At 69.0% G+C, this 21,206-nt stretch carries 17 protein-coding genes and 1 pseudogene; 9 read left to right on the forward strand and 9 right to left on the reverse strand.

The features are described 5' to 3' along the window. Positions 1-18 precede the first annotated feature (18 nt). Together RMP09_RS04850 and RMP09_RS04855 are read right to left on the reverse strand one after the other, a co-directional pair. Entirely contained in the window at positions 19-1,014 is a 996-nt protein-coding gene (locus RMP09_RS04850) for a TRAP transporter substrate-binding protein (protein WP_310564872.1), read from the reverse strand. 128 nt (positions 1,015-1,142) lie between these two features. Next, positions 1,143-1,541: a nuclear transport factor 2 family protein gene (locus RMP09_RS04855; RefSeq protein ID WP_310564873.1), complete on the reverse strand. Its 399-nt coding sequence runs from the start codon at positions 1,539-1,541 to the stop codon at positions 1,143-1,145. A 374-nt stretch (positions 1,542-1,915) separates the two neighbouring features. Here RMP09_RS04855 and RMP09_RS04860 point away from each other — a divergent pair, with 374 nt between their 5' ends. From RMP09_RS04860 to RMP09_RS04875, 4 genes are read left to right on the forward strand one after another with little or no spacing between them, the layout of a single operon-like run. Further along, complete coding sequence (locus RMP09_RS04860; protein WP_310564874.1) at positions 1,916-3,340, forward strand: FAD-binding oxidoreductase; 1,425 nt, start codon at positions 1,916-1,918, stop codon at positions 3,338-3,340. Positions 3,341-3,342: 2 nt separating this feature from the next. Continuing rightward, positions 3,343-3,741 (forward strand): cupin domain-containing protein, encoded by a 399-nt coding sequence (locus RMP09_RS04865; protein WP_310564875.1) that lies wholly within the window; start codon positions 3,343-3,345, stop codon positions 3,739-3,741. A gap of 51 nt (positions 3,742-3,792) precedes the next feature. Then, positions 3,793-4,146, forward strand: coding sequence for a Lin0512 family protein (locus RMP09_RS04870; RefSeq protein WP_310564876.1), 354 nt, complete (start codon positions 3,793-3,795; stop codon positions 4,144-4,146). Next, positions 4,139-4,516 carry a Lin0512 family protein gene (locus tag RMP09_RS04875; protein ID WP_310564877.1) on the forward strand — a complete coding sequence of 126 codons (378 nt, stop codon included), beginning with the start codon at positions 4,139-4,141 and terminating at the stop codon, positions 4,514-4,516. Before RMP09_RS04870 ends, RMP09_RS04875 begins: the two co-directional genes overlap by 8 nt. A 64-nt stretch (positions 4,517-4,580) precedes the next feature. Here the strand turns inward: RMP09_RS04875 and RMP09_RS04880 are convergent, their stop codons facing one another. Both RMP09_RS04880 and RMP09_RS04885 read right to left on the reverse strand, forming a co-directional pair. After that, complete coding sequence (locus RMP09_RS04880) at positions 4,581-4,958, reverse strand: group 1 truncated hemoglobin (protein ID WP_310564878.1); 378 nt, start codon at positions 4,956-4,958, stop codon at positions 4,581-4,583. 58 nt (positions 4,959-5,016) lie between these two features. After that, entirely contained in the window at positions 5,017-5,262 is a 246-nt protein-coding gene (locus tag RMP09_RS04885; protein ID WP_310564879.1) for a hypothetical protein, read from the reverse strand. A 132-nt stretch (positions 5,263-5,394) separates the two neighbouring features. Here RMP09_RS04885 and RMP09_RS04890 point away from each other — a divergent pair, with 132 nt between their 5' ends. Next, a complete protein-coding gene (locus RMP09_RS04890) occupies positions 5,395-8,565 on the forward strand; it encodes an ATP-binding protein (RefSeq protein WP_310564880.1) in 3,171 nt (1,056 codons plus the stop codon). 88 nt (positions 8,566-8,653) lie between these two features. Here the strand turns inward: RMP09_RS04890 and RMP09_RS04895 are convergent, their stop codons facing one another. From RMP09_RS04895 to RMP09_RS04905, 3 genes are all read right to left on the reverse strand, one after another. Next, complete coding sequence (locus tag RMP09_RS04895) at positions 8,654-9,550, reverse strand: bile acid:sodium symporter family protein (protein WP_310564881.1); 897 nt, start codon at positions 9,548-9,550, stop codon at positions 8,654-8,656. An 80-nt stretch (positions 9,551-9,630) separates the two neighbouring features. After that, complete coding sequence (locus RMP09_RS04900) at positions 9,631-10,827, reverse strand: FAD-binding oxidoreductase (protein ID WP_310564882.1); 1,197 nt, start codon at positions 10,825-10,827, stop codon at positions 9,631-9,633. Positions 10,828-10,847: 20 nt separating this feature from the next. Next, positions 10,848-14,372, reverse strand: a complete 3,525-nt coding sequence (locus tag RMP09_RS04905; RefSeq protein ID WP_310564883.1) for an indolepyruvate ferredoxin oxidoreductase family protein — start codon at positions 14,370-14,372, stop codon at positions 10,848-10,850. Between the two features lie 145 nt (positions 14,373-14,517). Between RMP09_RS04905 and RMP09_RS04910 the strand changes: the two are divergent. Further along, positions 14,518-14,799 (forward strand): annotated as a pseudogene (locus RMP09_RS04910) (AraC family transcriptional regulator ligand-binding domain-containing protein); the annotation flags it as partial. Between the two features lie 53 nt (positions 14,800-14,852). Beyond that, entirely contained in the window at positions 14,853-14,984 is a 132-nt protein-coding gene (locus tag RMP09_RS04915; protein WP_310564888.1) for a hypothetical protein, read from the forward strand. Between the two features lie 29 nt (positions 14,985-15,013). On the opposite strand, the gene RMP09_RS04920 is transcribed toward RMP09_RS04915, so the two are convergent. After that, positions 15,014-16,786, reverse strand: coding sequence for a bifunctional protein-serine/threonine kinase/phosphatase (locus RMP09_RS04920; protein ID WP_310564884.1), 1,773 nt, complete (start codon positions 16,784-16,786; stop codon positions 15,014-15,016). Positions 16,787-16,947: 161 nt separating this feature from the next. Beyond that, entirely contained in the window at positions 16,948-18,243 is a 1,296-nt protein-coding gene (locus RMP09_RS04925) for a type IV pili methyl-accepting chemotaxis transducer N-terminal domain-containing protein (protein ID WP_310564885.1), read from the reverse strand. Between the two features lie 359 nt (positions 18,244-18,602). On the opposite strand from RMP09_RS04925, the gene nirB reads away from it, so the two are divergent. Both nirB and RMP09_RS04935 read left to right on the forward strand, forming a co-directional pair. Continuing rightward, positions 18,603-21,050 carry a nitrite reductase large subunit NirB gene (gene nirB, locus RMP09_RS04930; protein ID WP_310564886.1) on the forward strand — a complete coding sequence of 816 codons (2,448 nt, stop codon included), beginning with the start codon at positions 18,603-18,605 and terminating at the stop codon, positions 21,048-21,050. Positions 21,051-21,060: 10 nt separating this feature from the next. After that, positions 21,061-21,206 (forward strand): type IV pili methyl-accepting chemotaxis transducer N-terminal domain-containing protein (locus RMP09_RS04935; RefSeq protein WP_310564887.1); only part of this gene is annotated, 146 nt, incomplete at its 3' end.

The raw sequence follows: 21,206 nt of genomic DNA on the forward strand, positions 1-21,206 counted from the left end.
CCGCCCGCGCTCAGGCGATCAACGGCCCAGGGTTTTCAGAACCGCGTCCAGCTTGGCCTTGCCGCCGATGCTGTCGTAGAACTTCGGCCACACGGCGGTCGTGGCCTTGGAGATCCACTCCTTTTCGCCATCGGCCGGCTCGGTGATCTGCATGCCCTTGGCGATCAGGTCCTTCTTGATCTTGCCTTCGGTCTCATTGAGCCACTTGAAGCTGTGCTCGGTCGCTTCGGCGCCCGCGTCCAGGATCGCCTTCTGCACGTCGGCGGGCTGCTTCTTGAACGTGCCTTCGCCCACGATGATGGGTTCGAGCGAGAACACGTAGCGGATGTTGGTGATGTACTTCTGCACCTCGCTGAACTTCATCGCGCTCACGGTGACGTAGGGGTTGTCCTGACCATCGACCACGCGCTGCTGCAGCGCGGTGAACGTTTCAGACCAGGCCATCGGCGTGGGGTTGATGCCCCAGGCCTGGTAGGACGCGATCATGATCTCGTTCTTGGGCACACGGATCTTCAGGCCCTGGAGGTCGGCCAGGGTTTTGACCGGCTTCTTGGAGTTGGTCAGCACGCGAAAGCCCGAAAACGTCCAGCCGACGATGCGCACGCCCGCGTCGCGCACGGTGTTGGCGGTCAGCTCCTTGCCCACCGCCCCGGTCACCAGCTTCCTGGCCTCTTCGGTGCTCTGGATCACGTACGGCAGCGTGAGCACACCGACCGTGGGCGAAAACGGCGTGATGTTGTTGATGGCCAGGACCGAGAAGTCCAGGGTGCCCATCGACGCGCTGTTGATCGTGGTCTCTTCGCTGCCGAGCTGGCCGTTGGGGAACAGATCGACCTTGTGCTTGCCGGCGACTTTGGCTTCAAAAGACGACTTGAACTTGGACGCCATTTCCCACTGGGCGCTGCCCTGGGCATCGCCCACGGCGACCTTGAAGGTGGTGGCCAGCGCGCTGCCCCCGGCGAAGAAGGAGGATGCGGCGAGCAGAGAGACCAGGGTGGTGGTTTTGAATGTCATGGATGTCTCCAGAGTTGGTTTACGGGGAAAAGAATCGCACCGACTTGGTGATCGGTCTTCAACAGGGGATGCCAGGTGTCGTGGGCCCGGGCGGTCGCGCCGGGCGCTCACGGAAAACAGGGGGCGGCTCAGGCCGCGGGCTGCGCCGGCCGGTTCTTGCGGAAGGCGTTCTTGATCAGAATCTTGCCGTCCTTGAACGTGAACACGTCGACCATGCGGGCCTCGATGCGCGAGCCGTCGGCCTGGGTGCCCTTGAAGGTGCTTTCCGACACGCCGCGGTTGCCCACGACGAAATGCTCACCGTCCAGCCAGGCGGCGTCGGGCAGCGTGGTCCAGGCGGCCTTGAAGCCTTCGCGCACTTCGGCGCGCCCGGTGAAGGTGCGGCCCAGCAGGTCGGGGCCCGCCACCGCATGGAACACGCAGTCCTCGTGCATGAAGCCCATCAGGGCCTCCAGGTCGTGGCGGTTCCAGGCCTCGGCAAACGCGGCAAGGGTGTGCTCGGTGATGCTTGTCTGCGGTTCGTTCATGTTGTCTCCTGTGGCGGTTTCGAGCGGGCTGGCCCACCATCGCGGTGGGCGGACGGTGTGTGTGCCAGAGCGGTTTTGTGCCCGGGCTGCATTGTTGAAGTCGAAGCCCCTGTGGCTGTAGAACCAGCGGCGGCGAATCGTTAAGACCAGACCTCCGGGTAAACCCCCAAGGTCACACCCAGGGTCCGCATCTCGGGGGTTTCTGGCCCCATGAAATGGCCGCAACTGGTTCTAACCAGCGCCGGCGGGTCCTGCCTATGCTTGGCCCGGATGGGGTTCAAGGGACCTGTGTTCCGTGACCTCTGCGCATGGCTCGCATGGATCTGCCCTGACCCGACGACCGGCGTTCCCCCCACAAACCCTGGAGACAATGGATGACCTCGACCACCATCGGCGGCCGCGTGCTGCGGCCCTACGACCCGACCTACGATCCCCTGGTGCAGGCCACGCCCGGCCAGGGCACCGGTTATGCGCCCACCTACTGGGTGGCCTCGGCGGGCAGCCCGCCGCCCGACGACGGCCCGGTGCGCGGTGACATCGACACCGACGTGGTGGTGATCGGCTCGGGTTCCACCGGCATGTCCACCGCGCTGTACCTGGCGCGTGAACACGGCATCTGCGCCACGGTGCTGGACGCGGCCCAGACCGCCTGGGGTTGTTCGAGCCGCAGCGGCGGTCAGGGTCAGAACGCCAACGGCCGACTCACCCGCTCGCAGTGGATCGAGCGCTGGGGCCTGGACGTGGCCAAGCGCCTCGACGCCGAGGTGCGCATGGGTTTCGAGAACTTCCGCGCGCTCACCAAAGAGATCGAGTGCGAGGCCTATGACGGCGGCCACCTCTACCTGGCCCACCGCCCCAAGAAGCTGGAGTACCTGCGCGAGATGACCCGCGTGCGCAACGAGGTGTTCGGTTACCGCTCGCGCATGCTCACCCCCGACGAAGTGCGGGAACAGCACTGCGACGAACGCGAACATGTCGGCGCGATGTACGAAGAAGAAGGCATCGGCATCCACCCGCTGAAGTTCACGTTCGGCCTGATCCGCAAGGCGCGCGAACTGGGTGTGAAGGTGCACCCGGCCAGCCCGGTGCAGGGCTGGACGACCGTCAACGGCGTGCACCACCTGCAGACACCCGGCGGCGTCGTCCGCGCCAAGCGGGTGGTGCTCTGCACCGGGGGCTACTCCGGGCAGAAACTCACCCCGGTGCTCAAGAACAAGATCCTGCCCATCCTGTCCAACTCGGTGGTCACGCGCCCCCTGAGCGACGCCGAAATGGCCGCCTGCCATTTCCACACCAAGACCTTCATGACGGACACGCGCACCCTGCGCTTCTATTACCGTCTGCTCGAAGGCAACCGCCTGCAGCTGGGCAGCCGCAGCTCGATCACCGGCGCCGACGCCCAGGATCCGGTGCACCTGAAGCTGCTCACCGACGCCATCGCACGCAAGTTCCCGCCGCTGACCGACATCAAGATCGATCACTCCTGGTGGGGCTGGGTCGACGTGAGCCACGACATGATGCCGCGCATCACCCGCCCGGACCCCAAAGAGACGGTGTGGCACGCGCTGGGCTATGGCGGCAACGGCGTGGCCTCGTCCACCTGGGCCGGCAAGCGCATCGCCGAGCAGGTGGCGGGCAAGGACGCCGGCCGTGAGGTCATGAATCTGCCGATCTACAACTCGCCGCTCGAATACCCCAACATCTGGAACATGGTGCGTTCCGAAGCCTTCGCCCCCTTCCGCCGCTTCGGCCAGTTCTTCCTCTACAAGTGGTACTGGCTGCGCGACGAGAAGATCTGACCGTGCCGTCGAAGAAAGAACCCGACATGCCATCCACACCACAAGTGATCGACTTCCAGCAAGACCCAGGCACCCAGGAGGCCCGGCGCCTGCGCGACCTGCCCGACCGCGTGCTGCAGGGGGACCCGCACCACAAGACCACGGTCTTCTTCAGCGACGCGAAGGGCGAGGTGATCGCGGGCACCTGGACCAGCACGCCCGGGAAGTGGCGGGCCTTCACCCACCGCGACGAGTTCTGCCACATCGTGAGCGGCCATGTGCGCCTGATCGGCGACGATGGCACGGTGCGAACCTTCACGACCGGTGACGCCTTCATGATCCCCAACGGCTTCAGCGGCTGCTGGGAGGTGGTCGAAACCACGACCAAACACTTCGTGGTCCGGTATCACCAGGCCCACTGACGCAGCCACAGCAGCAGCCGCAACCAGCGATTTTTTGACCGGAGAACTTTCATGCCCAAGCAACGCCTTGTCACCCAGTTCGGCATGGGCACCTCGATCCGCAGCGGCAACTACACCGAGGCCTGCGCACGCGCCATCCGCGACGCCCTGTGGCACCACTCGCTGAACGTGGCCGAAGCGTTTGACTTTCCCAAGGAGGCCATGCTCATCGACGTCGAACTCGGTGTGCAACGGCCCGACCTGGTGGACATCGCCGCGTTGACGGGGGTCTTTCCCTACGGGCAGCCGACGATCACCGTGGTCAAGGGGGGCCTGGACATTCCACGCCGGGAAAAACCAGGGTGGAGCGTCGTCGCCAACGCCGCGGTCATGGTCTCGTTCGACATGGAGTCCACCCATGGCTGAACGGCGCATCATCCTGGAAATGGGCTCGGGCAACGACCTCTACGGGTGCGACTACACCAAGGCGGCCTGCCGGGCCGTGCAGGACGCGCTGCACCACTCGTCGATCGTGCTGTTCAAGTCGCTGGGCTACGACCACCGCGACATGCGGGTGCAGGTCACCATCGGCGTTCAGCAGCCCGATCAGGTGGACATTGCCAAGGTCTGCGCCGAACTGCCGCGGGGCCGCGCCGAGGTCACGGCCGTCCTGGGGGGGCTGGATGTGCACGATGCCCAGCAGGACAGCACCCACGTCATCGCGACCGCCGCGATCGAGGCCTTCCTGCCGATCGAACCCGGTCGCTGGCGGCTCAGCGATCAGGTCGGCACCTGATCAGGTCGATACCTAGCCACCGCGCAGCGCGGTGACCACCGGGTGCTCACCCGGTGATCGGCTGTCACACCCGGATCACCTCGCGCCGCATCGACCACAGGATGGCCAGCACCTCGTTGCGCGTGGCGTCGTCGATGCCGTTCTTCTGCAGCGCGTCCATCGCGTCGTCGATGACGGTCATGAACTCCTGTTCGTTGATGTTCATGCCCTTGTGCGTGCTCACCATGTCCTGGCCGGTGTAGACCTCGGGGCCGCCGGTGCCGGCGCAGAAGAACTCGACCGCGCGGCGCTCCACACGGGCCAGGTCCTCGCTGTTCCTGTAGCGCGCGTTCACCAGCGGGTTGGCCAGGTGGTTCTTCATCAGGTCCGCCGTGATGCGGGTGATGCCCTCGCGGCGACCCAGGCGCTCGTAGAGGGTGGTGGTGGCAGCAGTGGTGTTCATGTCGGCTCTCCTTGGGTGGATGGGTGCAACGGTGGGTCTGCGGGGTGACGGCGGCGGGTCAGCGCACAGCGGGCCGCAAGTGGGCGGCCCACGACGCCACCTCGATGGCACCGGGATCGGGCATCCAGGAGGCGTATTCGAGGTCGGCAGCCTCGGCCGCGTGTGGGTCGCGACCCCGCGTGGCCAGCGCGTCGGCCAACGCGTGCTCGAGGTCGCGCAGGGCCTGCGCGGTCAGCGGTTGCGGCAGCAGCATCAGGACCGGCACGGTGCCTGTGCCGGGAAGGGGGCGTGTGAGACAGGTCATGGGGGCTCCTCGTGGTTCACGTCGGCGAACCGTCGCTCGGCGTGACCACAGATTGCCGGGCCGGCGTTCCTGAATCGTTCCTGGGGTCTGCGGGGCTTGTGGCGGTCCGCTCGCGGTCTTACGCTCGCGCTCATGGACATCCATCCGCCCAGCCTTCCGCCCGGGGCCTTCACCCGCCTTGATGTTGTTTTGCTGGGCCGTTTTGCGGTCGCCATCGACGGGGTCGAGCTGGCGGCCGAGCGCTGGCCCAGCCTGCGCGCCGCGCAGCTGGTGCAGTTGCTGTGCCTGCAGCCGCACCAGCGGCTCTCGCGCGACGAGGTGATCGACGCGCTGTGGCCGCAGCTCGAACCCGAGGCCGGTGCCGCCAACCTGCGAAAAGCCGCCCACCACGCGCGCCAGGCGCTGGGGCGGCACGACGGCATCGTGCTGCAGGCCGGCGAGGTGCTGCTGTGGCCCGAGCGCCCGGTGGTGGTGGACGCGCAGCAATTCGAGCAGCGCGCCGATGCCGCCCTGGCGCAACGCGACCCCGCCGGCTGTGCCGATGCCGCCGCCAGCTACGCGGGCGACCTGCTGCCCGGCGCGCGCTTTGAACCCTGGGCCGAAGCGACCCGCGAACGCCTGCACGAACGCCAGCTGCAGCTGCTGCGCGCCAGCGGCCAATGGGAGCGGCTGGCGCAGATCGACCCGGAAGACGAGGCGGCGCACCGCGCGCTGATGCAACGCGAGCTGGCGGCTGGCAACCGGGCCGCCGCCTTGCGCTGGTACGCCCACCTGCGCGAGGCGCTGCAGCAGGACCTGGGCGTGTCACCGGACGCGCAGACCCAGGCGCTGTACGAGCGCTGCATCGCCGGCCTGCAGGTGGCCGGGCCCGCCTTCGTCGGCCGCGCCCAGGCCAGTGCCCAGGCCGCCGCCTGGCTGGGCATGAGCACCCAAGAGCGCCCGGGGGGCATCGTGCTGCGCGGGCCGCCCGGCATCGGCAAGAGCGCCCTCGGCCGCGAGATCGCCGCGCAGGCGCAGACCCACGGCTGGGCGGTGTGCCGGGTCGGGGCGGCGCAGACCGGCCGCACCTACGCGGTGATGTGCGACATCACCGAACGGCTGATCGTCGCCGACCGCAGCGTGCTCGACCGCGTCGGGGCGCAGGCGCGCTCGGTGCTGGCGCTGCTCAGCCCGCACGCCGGACCGGCCGCCCCCCTGCCCGGCCCGCTGGGCCGGCACCAGGTGGTGGGGGCCATCCAGCGCCTGCTGCTGGCCGCCACGCCGGGCCAGGACGTGCTGCTGCAGGTGGACGACACGCACCTCGCCGACGATGCCGATGTCGACGTGCTCACGCAGCTGGCGGCCACCGGCGCCGGCCTGTGCCTGCTGCTCGCCACGCGTCCGCCGGCGGCGGGCAGCCCGCTGGCGCGCGCCTTGGGCCGGCTGCAACGCGCGGGCGTGCTGCAGCTGCTCGATCTGGAGCCGCTGCCCGACGACGAGTGCGGCCGGCTGGTGGCGCGGGTGGCACCCGCCGGCGTGTCGGCCGAGGGCGTGGCGCGCATCGTGCGCGCGGCCGAGGGCAACCCTTTCGCCGCCATCGAGCTGGCGCGCTGTGCCGGCGCTGGCGCCGAAGGGCGCTTGCCCGGCGGCGTGGCCGAGGCCCTCACCGAGCGGCTGTGCGACGTGCCCGACAGTGCGCTGGCGCTGCTCAAGTGGATGGCCCTGTGCAGCGACGAGCTGGACGCCGCCACCGTCGAGGCGCTGGCCGCCGAGGCCCAGGTGCCCAGCCTGGCGTCGCTGGACGCCGCCCTGGCTGCCGGCGTGCTGCTGCCGCTGGGCAGCCGCTACCGCTTTCGCCACCACCTGGTGCAGCAGGCGCTGATCGACCAGGTGCCGCCCCACCACCGCCTGAAGATGCACCGCCGCATCGCCACCCGCCTGGCCGAGCTCGACGGCCCGCCGGCCGGCATCGCCCGCCACTGGCTGGCGGCCGGCCAACCGGGTGAGGCGAGGCCCTGGCTGCTGGCCGCCGCGCGCGAGGCCGTGCGCCTGGCCGCTTTCAGCGACGCGCTGCGCCACCTCGAACCGCTGCTGGCGTTCCAGGCCGACCACGCCGAGGGCCTGCGGCTGCGCGCCGAGTCGCTGGACGCCATGGGCGAACCCGCCGCGCTGGCCGCGTACCACGCCGCCGCCGACGTGGCGGGGGAACCCGAGAGCCACAACCTGCGCGCCAAGGCCGCGCTGGCCCAGGTGAAGCTGGGCGATCCCAAAGGGGCGCTGCTCGTGCTGGCCGGCCTCACGCCCACCAGCGTCGAAGGCCAGCTGTGCGAAGCCCTGGCCTACAGCGGCGCGGCCGCGCTGGGCACCGGCGACCCCGCCATCGGCACGGCCAAGGCGGCGGTGGCGCGGCGGCTGGCGCTGCAGTCGGGCGACACCACCTCGCTGGTCATCGCGTCGTGGGCGCAGGCCGCAGCGGCGCACGCGCGCGGCGAGTTGCACCGCAGCGTCTGGGCCGACCTGCACGAGACCAGCCAGGTGCCGCACCTGGCGCTGCGCGTGTTCGACGGCCACCTGTGCATCACCCAGCGCTTCCTGTACGGCGCGCGGCCCTACGCCGAGGTCATCCAGTTTGCCCAGGCCCTGTCCACCGAGGCCCAGCGCCTGGGCGCCGCACGCGGCCACGCGTTCGGCGTGACGCTGCGCGGCGAGGCCGAGTGGCTGGCCGGCCGCCTGAGCGAAGCGCGCGAGCACCTGGTGGAAGGCGCCCGGCTGCACCGCGCCATCGGCGGTCCGGTGGGCGAAGCGCTCTCGCTGCAGCGCCTGGCCGAACTGGCCCTGCACGAGGGCAAGCGGGACGAGGCCCGCGCGCTCGTCGATGAAGCGCTGGACGTGGCGCGCCAGACCGACATCGGCTTTCATCTGCTCGACCGCATCTACGGCACGCGCATCAACCTGCACGCCGACGACCCGGGCGCGGCGCTGCACGTGATGGAGGACGCCAGCGCCTCGGTGCGCGGGCCGCTGGAAACCTGCCCGGGCTGCCGCATCACCTTCGCCGTGCCCGCGGCCATCGCCGCCGCGCGCGCCGGCGAAGTGGCGCTGGCCGAGCAACACGAGGCGCAGTGCGCCTACCTGGCCAACGTGGTGATGCGCCTGCCGGCGTGGTACGCCGCGCACGACGAGGTGCGCGGCCACATGGCGGCCGCATGCGGCGCCGCCGACGAGGCGCAGGCGCGCTTTGCCGCCGCCGCGGCGCGCTTCCGGGCGGCGGAGCACCCGATCGACGCCGAGCGCTGCGAGGGCTGGGGTCGCAACGCGGCCTGACCGCAGCCACGTCGGCCGGCGCCCGCTGTCAGGCAGCGCCCTGCCGCCACCCTCTGGCGGACCGCCAGCGGTGTCCGGCCGGCCGCGCTTACACCGCGCCGGGCACGGCGCCCAGGTTCTGGTCCGTCTTCGTGAAGCGGCGCATCAGGTTCGCGAACAGCAGACCACCCACGTACATCAGCACGCCATAGAGCACGCCCGGCACGGCCATGGCATCCTGCTTGAGCACCGAACTGGCGATCACCAGCGCCAGTGCCGCGTTCTGCACGGCGGTTTCGATCCCCAGGGTCACCGACTGGCGCCGCGACAGACGTGCCAGCCAGGCGACCGAGAAACCAATCGCCAGCATGGTCAGGTTCAGGCCCAGGGCGAACGGCGCCAGGGTGCTGAAGTTGTCGCGCAGCAAGGGCCAGTTCTTGAAGATGGACGCCAGCAGAATGATCACGAACAGCACCGTGCCGATGCGGGTCGCCAAGGGCTCGCGTTGCTGCGTTGCGGCCGGCCACAGGTGGCGCACCCCCATGCCCACGGCCACCGGCAAGGCCAGCAGCATGAAGACCTGCCCCATGATCAGGCGCACCGGCACCTCCACCGTCTGCTGCGTGCCCACGAAGTGGCCCAGCGCCCAGGCCACGATGAAGGGCAGCGTGAAGATGGTCAGCACGCTGGCCACGGCGGTGAAGCTCACCGCCAGGGCCACGTCACCCCGCGCGATGTAGGTCAGGATGTTGGAGGTGGCACCGGTCGGGCACGCGGCCACGATCATGAAGCCCACCGCAAACACACCGGTGATGCCGAAGGCCTGCACCATCAGGTAGCACACCAGCGGCAGCAATACGAAGTGGCAGCCCACGCCCACCAGCAGCGCGCGCGGTTGTGCCACGATGCGACGGAAATCGCCGGGGGTCAGCCCCAGGCCGAGTGAAAACATGATGAATGCCAGACTGGCCGGCAAAAAGATGCTGGAAACAATATCGCCTTGCATGGGGTATCTCCAAAGTGGTTGTTGGTTTGTTGATCAAGCTGCGGTCAGGGAGCGGGGGAGGGAAATCGGGGGGCGTGGCGTCAGAACATCTTTCCTGGGTTGAGAATGTTTTTCGGATCGAGCGCCTGTTTCAGGCAGCGCATCAAGGCGATCTCGCCGGGGTTGCGGCTGATGGGCAGCCAGGGTTTCTTTTCCAGGCCGATGCCGTGCTCGGCAGACACCGAGCCGCAGAAGGCCCGCAGGCCCTCGTAGACCAGGGCTTCGCCCCGCTGCCGCAGCGCCAGGTGGTCCGGCGCGGGCACCTGGACGATCACGTGCAGATTGCCGTCGCCCAGGTGGCCGAACACCCACAACGGGTGTTCACCGATCGCCTGTGGCAAGGCCTGGCGCAGCGCGGTGACAAAGGCTTGCATTTCCGCGATCGGCAAGGACACATCGAAGACCACCGGCGCGCCACCCACGGTGACCTGCATCACGTCGTCGCGCAGTGACCAGAGGGCCTGCATATCGGCATCGGACAGCGCGCCACCGAGCGAGCGGTCCATGTGCTTGAGCAGCGCGGCCACCGCATCGAAGCGCTCGACCGCGACCAGCGCCGCCTGGTGGCTTTGCGGCTTCTCGCGCAGGCGCAGCACCAGCCGGGTGATGACGCCCAGCGTGCCCTCAGAGCCGATGAACAGCTGCTTCAGGTCGTCGCCGGTGTTGCTCTTGATCGGCCGGTTCATGGACGACACCACCGTGCCATCGGCCAGCACGACCTCCAGGCCCGGCACCATGTCGCGCATCATTCCGTAGCGGATCGCCCGGTTGCTGCCGGCATTGGTGGCGGCATTGCCCCCCAGCGTGGCCGATCCGCGGGCCCCCAGGTCCAGCGGGAAGACCAGGTCGTGGGCCTCCACGGCCTCTTGCAGCGCCTGCAGCACCACACCAATGCCCTGCGCATGGCACCAGGCCAGCACACGGGACAACTCCTCGGTGGTGGACGGGCGCACCAGCGCCTGGGCCTGAAGGCGACGCTGAACAAGTCCCCGTGGATGCGATCGCCCGCTGTCGGGATGGGCTGCAAGGCGCAAAACGCAGGCGGGCCGGGCGGCCCGGCGAGGCTTTGCAACGCGGCAGACCGCCCGAGAGCGGGATGAGCGCGCCGCGAGGGACTTGATCAGCGTTGCCTTCAGGTGGTCGGAGCGCAAGACGCCTGCGCTGCGCGTGGCCAGCGCCGAGGCGTCCAGCACCGCGGTCTCACCCACCAGCGCGCGAAGGGATGCGACGGTGTTCATGCGTCTCCTTCTGCACCCCTTCAGGCCGCCTGGATGGTTTGCCCGACAGGGGCCGCCAGCAGTTCGGCCCGCTCGGCCGCGGCCTTCCGGGCAGCCGCCTCGCGCACATGGCCATAGCCGCGGATCGTTTGCGGCCAGGCCGCCAGCCTGAGCACCCGGTCCAGCGGGCGCCGGCGGGGCTGGCTCAGCAGCTCATCGATGTCGCGCTCGTACTGCGCCAGCAGCTGGCGCCCGAGTCGGCGGTCTGCGCGGTGGCGAAACGGGTCCAGCCAGGACCCGCGCAGACCGCGCAGCGCGTTCATGACCTTGAACGCGCCCATCACCCAGGGACCGAGCTCGGTCTTGCGGAGCTTGCCGGTGACCGGGTCCTTCCTGGCAAAGGGCCAGGCACCCAGGTGAAAGTGCAGCGTGAAGTCACCGTCAAAGGTGCTTTGCAGCTGCTGGGCGAAGGCGTCCGAGGTGTAGAGCCGCGCGACTTCCCATTCGTCCTTGATGGCCAGCAGCTTGAAATAGCTCAGCGCCACGGCCTGTGTCAGACGCCCATTGGCCTGCAGTTTCGGGTCGAGCGCGGCCACCCGGTCGACCAGCCTGCGGTAGCGCTGGGCATAGGCCACGTTGTCGTACTCGGTCAGAAAGCGCTGATGCCGCTCGATCATTTGCGCCGGATCTTCATCACGCTCACGCGGCACAAATGCCACCACCGTGGCGGGCTTGGCCCGCTGGCGCACGGCGGCCAGGTCGGCGGCGGCGCGGCGGCCCCACAGGAAGGCCTCGCGGTTGAATTCCACCTGCGTGCCGTTGAGTTCGATGGCCCGGTCCAGCGCGGCCAGCGAGACCGGAATCCAGCCACGCTGCCAGGCCGCGCCCAGCATGAACATGTTGGCCGCCACGGTGTCGCCCAGCAGGGCCTTGGCCAGCTCGATGCCATTGGCCGAGAACACCGCGCCGCCACAGGCCGCCTGGATGTTCCCGAGCATGGCGTTGCTGTCCACCGCCCAGTCCGGGTTGCGCGAAAAATCCGAGGTGGGGATCACATCGGTGCAGACCACCGCACGGGTGCGACCGGGCTGCATGCGCGACAGCGCTTCGTCACCGGCGCAGACGATCAGGTCGCAGCCGATCACCGTGTCGGCCTGGCCCGGCGCGATGCGCGTGGCGTGCAATTGATCGGCATGCGCCGCGATGTGCACATGCGAGAGCACGGCACCGTATTGCTGCGACAGGCCGGTGATGTCCAGGATCGAGCAGGCCAGGCCGTCGAGGTGCGCGGCCATGCCCAGGATCTGCCCGATGGTGACCACGCCTGTGCCGCCAATGCCCGCCACCAGCACCGAGGTGCTGCGCAGCACGGGGCGCGGCACGTCCGGCAGGGGGGGCACGAGCAAGGCGGCCTGCGGGCCCGCACCGGCCTTGGCCGGCTTGCGCAGGCTCCCGCCGTGCACCGTCACGAAGCTGGGGCAGAAGCCCTCGACGCAGGTGTGGTCCTTGTTGCAGCTGTTCTGGTTGATCTGGCGCTTGCGGCCCAGGGGTGTTTCCAGCGGCTCGATCGACAGGCAGTTGGAGGCCGTGCTGCAGTCGCCGCAGCCTTCGCACACCGCGGCGTTGATGAAGGCTCGCTTGGCCGGGTCCGCCCACTTGCCGCGTTGGCGCAGACGCCGGCGTTCGGTGGCGCAAGGCTGTTCGTAGATCATCACGGTGACGCCCTTGACCGTGCGCAGGTGCAACTGCACCGCCTCCAGGTCGTCGCGGTGGTGCACCGTGACCAGCGGCCCGAAGGAACTGCCCTGGTACTTTTCAGGTTCGTCGCTGACCAGCGCGATTTCGCGCACGCCTTCGGCCAGCAACTCGGCAATGGTCTGGGGCACCCCCAGGTCGCCGTCGATGGGCTGGCCGCCGGTCATCGACACAAAGCCGTTGACCAGCAGCTTGTAGGTCATGTTGACCTTGCCGGCGATGGCCTGGCGGATGGCCAGAAAACCGCTGTGGAAATAGGTGCCGTCGCCCATGTTGGCGAACACATGCGCTTCGTCGGTGAAGGGCGACTGGCCCAGCCACATCACGCCCTCGCCGCCCATGTGCGACACGGTGCCGGTTTTCTTGGGGTCCTGCAGCATGGCGATGGTGTGGCAGCCGATGCCGGCCAGCGCACGCGAGCCGTTCACCACCTGGGTCGAGCGGTTGTGTGGGCAGCCCGAGCAGAAACTGGCGTTGCGCTGCGGCTGCGGCGGCTTCGGCACGGGCAGCGTGATCGTCGCCAGACCGCAGGCCGGGTCGAGCTGGCGCAGCAGGTCGGTCAGCACCTTGGCCACGATCAGCGGCGACAGCTCGGCGTTGTTCGGAAACACGCGCGGCGCCGTGCCGCCGTAGGTGGGTGCACCGGCGCGCTTGCCGATGACCTTCGGCGGTTGGGGCAACCCCAGGTCGTAGAGGATGGACTTGATCTGGTCTTCGAGCAGCGGGCGCTTTTCTTCCACCACCAGCAGCGTGGTGGCGTCCTGCGCCGCTGCGCGCACGAACTCCGGGTCCAGCGGCCACAGCATGCCGACCTTGGCGATGCGGATGCCCATGGCGGCCAACTGCGCGCGGTCCCAGCCCAGTTCCATGACGGCCTGCAGCACGTCCTGGTAGGCCTTGCCCGCCGCCACGATGGCCACGCGCGCGCGCGCCACCGGGTGGGTGATGCGGTTCAGGCTGTTGGCCCGGGCGTAGGCCAGCGCGGCGCCCAGCTTGTGGTTGTAGAGCCGGTCTTCGCCGATCAGGGGCATGTCGACGGCGCGGATGTTCAGGCTGGGCGCGTCAAAGGGGTTGGGCGCCGGCAGCGACGGCACGGGCGGCAGCGTGATGGGCGGCCAGTGCGGCGCCACGCGGATGGTGCCGCCGCCTTCCACCACATCGGTCACCACCTTCATGCCGACCCAGCAGCCCGAGAAGCGGGACATGGCAATGCCGTGCAGTCCGAAGTCCAGCAGTTCCTGGGTGTTCGACGGGTACAGCACCGGCATGCCGGCGGCGATGAACAGCGGGTCCGAGAAATTGGCGATGGAGGAGGATTTCGCGCCATGGTCGTCACCGGCCAGTGCGATCACGCCGCCCAGCGGCGAGGTGCCCGCGGTGTTGGCGTGGCGCAGCGCATCGACGCTGCGGTCCACGCCTGGGCCCTTGCCGTACCAGATGCCGAACACCCCGTCCACCCGCGCGCCGGGGAAGTTGCCCACATGCTGCGAGCCCCACAGGGCGGTGGCCGCCAGGTCCTCGTTCACGCCGGGCTGGAAGACGATGTTGTGTTCTTTCAAGACGGGCGCGGCCTGCCACAGGTCCATGTCGTAGCGCCCCAGCGGCGAGCCGCGGTAGCCCGAGATGTAGCCGCCGGTGTTCTTGCCCTCGGCCGCGTCGCGCATGCGCTGCTGGATCGGCAGGCGCGCCAGCGCCTGCGTGCCAGACACGAAGATCCAGCCTTGCTGCTGGCGGTATTTGTCGTCCAGCGTCACGTCCGGGTTCACCAGCGTCGCGCTGCTCGGCGCCGGTTCAGCGATGGTTTGTTGCATGCCTTGTCTCCCTCGCTGGAGTTCTGATTTCGAGTGGCGATGAATATCTCCGCTTGAGCCATGGAGCTCAAGGCTCACACAGGACAGGCCGTGTCAAATTCGGACAATATGGGCCCCGAACTGGCCATCCGGGGCCGCTCAACGCATGGGCAGGGGTGGATGGCACAGATGCTTTTCAAGACCAAGGACCGCCAAGTGGCACGGTTGCAGCGCATGGGCCGGCACACGATCCAACGCCTTTTCGGAGCAGTGCCTGACCGTCTCGCACCATGCCGCCAGCCTGCACCCCGACACAGCCGCGGGCCTGCGCGCCGGGCAGCGGCTGCACGTCTCCAGCGCCGGCATGTTTGGGTACGCGCTGCGGTGCGCGGAGTCGCTGCGCCAGGCGTTGGACGCCGGCGTGCGTGACCACCCGCTGGCCCACACCACGATGCCGGTCAACGGGGTGCTGCAGGGCGCCGACGTCGCCGCGGCCCAGGCGTGCAGAAGCTGCGCCGCGATGTGGGCCAGGGCATCCTGCGCGTCGGCCGGAAGCCGGTGGTGCTGGTCATCCTGGAAACCGCGTTCCTGGCGGCGCTCTGCTTCGTCTCGATGCGTCTGATGGTGGTGTGAACCTGGGCCAGCCACGCGGCGCACGATCTTCAGCGCGGCAGAAACGCCAGCCAGTAGATGAGCAGCAGGTTGAGCAGCACGCTGAAGCCCAGCAGCAGCTTCCACAACATGGTCGGGTCGCGCTGGATCAGCGGGGTGGCGGGCGGTGCGGTGAGCGGGCGCGAGGCGCCGCGCTCCAGCGCGAGCAACAGTTCTTCGGCGGTTTCGAAGCGCAGTTTCTGGTCGCGGCTGACGGCCTTGAGCACGATGTGGTCGAGCCAGATCGGCACGCCGGGCTGGTGCCGGCTGGGCGCCACCGGGTCACGGTAATAACGCCCGGCCTGGTAGGGCAGCACCTCGCCATAGGGCAGCTTGCCCGTCAGCAACTGGTAGAGCGTGACGCCGAGCGCGAACAGATCGCTGCGTGCGTCGGCGGCTTCGGGATCGGCGTCGGTGTCCACCCCGCCGCCGCGCAGCCGGAAGCCCCATTGCTCGGGGTTGATGAAGCTGGGCGTGCCGGCGTGCAGGGCGCGGGCCGACGCGGGCTCGCGGCCGCTGAGCGCCACGCCCAGGTCGAGCAGGCGCAGCACGCCGTCTTCGCCCTGGTGCAGGTTGGCGGGTTTGACGTCGCGGTGGATGACGCCCTGGCGGTGCAGGTGGCCCAGGGCCTTGGCGGCCTGCGTGGCCATGGCGATGCACTGGGCCACGCCGGGGTGGTGCTGGCGGTCGAGCATGTGCTGCAGCGACTCGCCGGCGTGCCAGTCGTACAGCAGGTAGAAGGCACTGGCACCCTGCCCCGCTGCCAGCGTGGGCGGCGCGTCGTGCACGGCCACCAGGTGTTCGGCCGCGCGGCTGGTGGCCATGCGGCGCGCCAGCCAGGCTTCGTGCGCGAGCATGGCGCGCTCTTCGGCGTCGTGCGCGCGCTGCGGGTGCAGGGTCTTGAGGGCGTAAAGCTTCTGCGTGGCCGGGTCGCGCACCTGGTAGACCAGGTTGATGCCGTTGTCGGCCACCACGGCGGTGACCTGCAGGCCGTCGATCGGTTCGCCCAGCTTGAGTCGGGGCGGGATGGGCAGCTGCGCAGCCAGGCGGTTCTGGTCCTGCAGGGTGGCGCTGTCCAGGCCGCGCACGCGCACGGCCAGCGCGGTGAGGTTGTCCTGGCTGCCGCGCTGCAGGGCGGCGGCCACCAGGGCTTCGCACAGCACCTGGGCGGGGGCATCGGCGCCGTGTTCGTCGATCAGGGCCTTCAGGCGCGACTCGTTCAGCAGGTTGTGCACGCCGTCGCTCATGAGCAGGAACAGGTCGCCCACCAGCAGGTCGCCCTGGGTGTAGTCGACCACCACGCGGTCTTCCACGCCGATGCAGCGCAGCAGCTGGTGGCTGAGGTCGGGGTGGGTGGCGACGTGGTCGTGCGTGAGCTGGGTGAGCTGGCCTTGGCGCAGCAGGCAGGCGCGCGTGTCGCCCACGTGGGCCAGGGTGTAGCCCTGGCCGCGCAGCACCATGGCCGTGAGCGTGGTCAGGCCCATCGCCGGCTGCCGGCGCCGGTTCACCCCCGCCAGCCAGGTGTTCTGCGCGCCGATGATGCGGTCCATGGCGACCGTGGTGTCCCAGTGCTCGGGCGTGCCGTAGTAATCACGCACCAGACTGGTGACCGTGGTCTGCGCCGCCTCCTTGCCCAGCCCGCCCGCGCTCACGCCATCGGCGATGGCGACGATGGAGCCCATGTCGGCCTGCCCCGGCGGCGGCAGCATGGCGGCGCAGAAGTCTTCGTTGGGTTCTTTGCGGCCGGCCTGCGAGGCGTAACCGATGTCGATGTCAAAAGCCATGCACCCACCCTAGCAAGAACAGCGCCCAAATTTGGTGCGCCGCAGCAAAGCAGTGGCGTCCCCCCGTTGCCAGGATGCCGTGGAACCGGCTTTGCCGGGCCGCAGGCATCGCCCCCCAGTGGGGGGTGACGCGCACCAGCGCGGCGCAGGGGGCGTCCTTTTCATCCCATCAACATCTGCATGCTGCGCTCGTAATGCGTCGAAAGACTCTCGAATTGCGCCAGCAGCGCCTCGCTGGCGTTCGCCACGGTCTCCAGCCGCGCCAGGCGGTCGCGGCCGGCGGGGCGGCGGTCTTGCGGGGTGGCGGCCAGCATCTGCTGCCAGCCGGTGGCGGCCTGGTCCAGCGCGGCTCGGATGTCGGGCGTGGACAGGGGCAGGCCGTTCAGGTAGGCCAGCGCGCGTTCAAAGTCGCCCTGCACCGCGGTGAGCGTGGCGGCGCGGTCGGCGGCGCCCACGTCCACACCCAGCAGGTCCAGCAGCGTGAGCTGGGCAAAACGCTGCGAGAGCATGCGCTGGCGGCCGGCCACGTTGAGCACCTGCAGCGAAGCGACCGAGCCGGCGCTCTGCAAGCGGGTGGTCAGGCGCTCGGCGTCTTGCAGCAGGCGGTCGGCCAGGTCGGCCACCAGCGCCACGCGATCGGGCGAGGGCTTGCCGGTCAGCGCGGTTTTCAGCGGTGCCCAGCTGCCGTTGAGCAGGCCCAGCGGTTCGCCAAAGCTGGGGGCGGAGGTGTTCTTGCCCAGCCAGGCCAGGTTGGCGTCCACGCGCTGCACCGAATCGTCCAGCAGCGCCTGCTGCTGGCGCGGCTGCACGTCGGCCAGCCGCAGCAGGTGCAGCTTGACCAGGCGCTGCGAGAGCATGCGCAGCTGCCCCGCGCGGTTGACGGCGTCGGCGAAGTGGGCCGAGTGGATGATCTGCTGCGAGACCTGGCCCAGGCGCTGGTTGGTGTGCATGGACGCGTTGCGCAGCAGCTCGAAGGCGCCGTCGTCGGTCAGCGCCCGTGCGCGCATGAGGATGCCCTTGGCGCGCTCGACCAGCTTGCGCTCCTCGAAGCGCTGCGACACGTCGCGCAGCTGCTCCAGCAGGGCCTGTTCGCGCTCGAAGCGCGCCTGCGCCAGGCGGGCCAGCGGCAGCAGGCGCTGGGCGCCGTAGCCATTGACCACCCAGGCGTGCACGCCGGCGCCGGTGGCGCGTTCGATGTGGGCGGCATCGGCGTCCGGGGTGAACAGCAGCACCGGCCGGGGCAGCACCTCGGCCAGCGTCTGCGTGGCCTTGAACAGCGCCTCATCGGGGCGCGCGGCCTCGCCCACCACCAGATCTGGTGCGTGCTGCACGGCGGCCTGCACCAGTTTGCTGCGGTCGTCCACCTCGGCCAGCACGGTGAAGCCGGCACCGCCCAGGTCTTGGATCAAGGGGTGCAGGCCCGGCAGGCCGTCGCGCAGAACCAGTACAGACGTCATACAAATCAACCACTTGTGAAAACGGAGCGGGGCCCGGCGAGCGCCCTGACCCCGGGCCCCGAACGGCCCGGCGCGCGACCCGCTGCGGGGCGCCGATGATATGGCACACCTCTTGCATTGAACAGGCCAGACGTGACGAAGCGTCCAACCCCGACCGCAGCGTCGTGGGCCTGAGCACAACGACGTGCGCAGTGACACAGCGTGAACCGGCCCGACGGCTGGTTCCGCCCCGGTTGTCGACCGGGTCTGAAACCCCAACCCCCTTTCCGGTGCGCCGGTGCCCACACGTTCGCGTCGTCAGCGCGAGCGCACGGGCCCGCCCACCCCAACGCTTCGAACCTTTCACAGGAGTGGCCACGATGAAAAAGATGAAACTGGTGATGGTGGGCAACGGCATGGCCGGCGTGCGCACACTCGAAGAACTGCTGAAGATCGCGCCGGACTTCTACGACATCACCGTCTTCGGCGCCGAGCCGCACCCGAACTACAACCGCATCCTGCTCAGCCCCGTGCTGGCGGGCGAACAGACCATCGAGGAGATCATCCTCAACGACTGGTCCTGGTACACCGAGCACGGCGTCACGCTGCACGCGGGCTTCAAGGTGACCGAGGTGGACCGCGTCAAGCGCGTGGTGCACGCGGTGGGCCCGAACGGCGAGCCCGTCTCGGCGGAGTACGACCGCCTGATCATGGCGACCGGCTCCAACCCGTTCATCCTGCCCATCCCCGGCAAAGACCTGCAGGGCGTGCTGGCCTACCGCGACATCGCCGACACGCAGGCCATGATCGACGCGGCCAAGACCTACAAGCACGCGGTCGTCATCGGCGGCGGCCTGCTGGGCCTGGAAGCGGCCAACGGCCTGATGAAGCGCGGCATGCAGGTCAGCGTGGTGCACGTCGCGCCCTGGCTGATGGAACGCCAGCTGGACGACGTGGCGGGCAAGATGCTGCAGGCCTCGCTGGAAGAGCGCGGCATGAAGTTCCTGATCGGCGCGCAGACGCAGGAGCTGGTGGGCGGTGACGATGGCCGCGTGAAAGCGATCCGCTTCAAGGACGGGACCGAAGTGCCGGCCGACCTGCTGGTGATGGCCGTGGGCATCCGCCCCAACACCGCCCTGGCCGAGAGCATGCGCCTGCACGTGAACAAGGGCATCGTGGTCAGCGACACCATGCAGACCGTGACCGACCCGCGCATCTACGCGGTGGGCGAATGCGCGGCGCACCGCGGCATCGCCTACGGCCTGGTGGCGCCGCTGTTCGAGCAGGGCAAGGTGCTGGCCACGCACCTGGCCGAGTTCGGCATCGGCCGCTACACCGGCTCGCTCACCTCCACCAAGCTCAAGGTCACGGGCATCGACCTCTTCAGCGCCGGCAACTTCACCGGCGGTGACGACACCGAAGAGATCGTGATGAGCGACCCCTCGGGTGGCGTCTACAAGAAGCTCGTGATCCAGGGCGACAAGCTGATCGGCGCCTGCCTCTACGGCGACACGGTGGACGGCAGCTGGTACTTCAAGCTGCTGCGCGACGGCCGCCCGGTGGCCGACATCCGCGACAAGCTGATGTTCGGCGAATCGAACATCGGCGACGCCGGGCATGAGGGCCACAGCAAGGCGGCCGCGATGGCCGACACCGATGAAGTGTGCGGCTGCAACGGCGTCACCAAGGGCACGATCTGCAAGGCCATCAAGGAAAAAGGCCTGTTCACACTGGACGAGGTACGCAAGCACACCAAGGCCAGTGCCTCCTGCGGCTCCTGCACCGGGCTGGTGGAACAGATCCTGATGTTCACCGCCGGCGGCGACTACTCGGCCACGCCCAAGACCAAGGCCATGTGCGGCTGCACCGAGCACGGCCACCAGGCGGTGCGCGAGGCGATCGTGGCCAACAAGCTGCTGACGATAACCGACGTTTTCAAGGCCATGAACTGGAAGACGCCCAACGGCTGCGCCTCCTGCCGCCCGGCCGTCAACTACTACCTCATCAGCAGTTGGCCGAAAGAGGCGAAGGACGATCCGCAAAGCCGCTACATCAATGAACGCAGCCACGCCAACATCCAGAAGGACGGCACCTACAGCGTGATCCCGCGCATGTGGGGCGGCGAGACCACGGCCGACGAGCTGCGTCGCATCGCCGATGCGGTGGACAAGTACCAGATCCCGACCGTCAAGGTCACCGGCGGCCAGCGCATCGACCTGCTGGGCGTGAAGAAGGAAGACCTGCAGGCGGTGTGGCGCGACATCGGCATGCCCAGCGGCCACGCCTACGCCAAGGCGCTGCGCACGGTGAAGACCTGCGTGGGCAGCGAGTGGTGCCGCATGGGCACGCAGGACAGCACCCAGATGGGCAAGGACCTGGAAAAAGCCATGTGGCGCATGTACGCGCCGCACAAGGTGAAGTTCGCGGTGTCGGGCTGCCCGCGCAACTGCGCCGAGGCCGGCATCAAGGACGTGGGCGTGATCGGCGTCGACTCGGGCTGGGAGATGTACATCGCCGGCAACGGCGGCATCAAGACCGAGGTGGCGCACTTCCTGGTCAAGGTGAAGACGGCCGAAGAGGTCATGGAATACACCGGCGCTTTCTGCGAGCTCTACCGCCAGGAAGGCTGGTACCTCGAACGCACGGTGCACTACGTCAACCGCGTGGGCCTGGACTACATCAAGCAGCGCATCCTGGACGATGCCGCCGGCCGCAAGGCGCTGTGGGAACAGCTGCAGTTCGCGCTGGACGGTGAGCCCGACCCGTGGTTCGATTTCAAGGACGCGGCCGTGGACACGCGCCAGTTCATCCCCCTGATCCCCGTCTGAGCCGACCGACATGCAACGCCGCCACCTCCTCATCGCCGCCGCCGCCGCACCGCTGGGCGCGCGGGCCCAGGTCAGCGACCTGGCCGATGCGATCAACAAGGCCGGCCGCCAGCGCATGCTTTCGCAGCGCATGGGCAAGGCCTGGCTGGCGCTGGT

It is taken from the genome of Hydrogenophaga sp., assembly GCF_031426985.1.
GTDB lineage: Bacteria > Pseudomonadota > Gammaproteobacteria > Burkholderiales > Burkholderiaceae_C > Hydrogenophaga.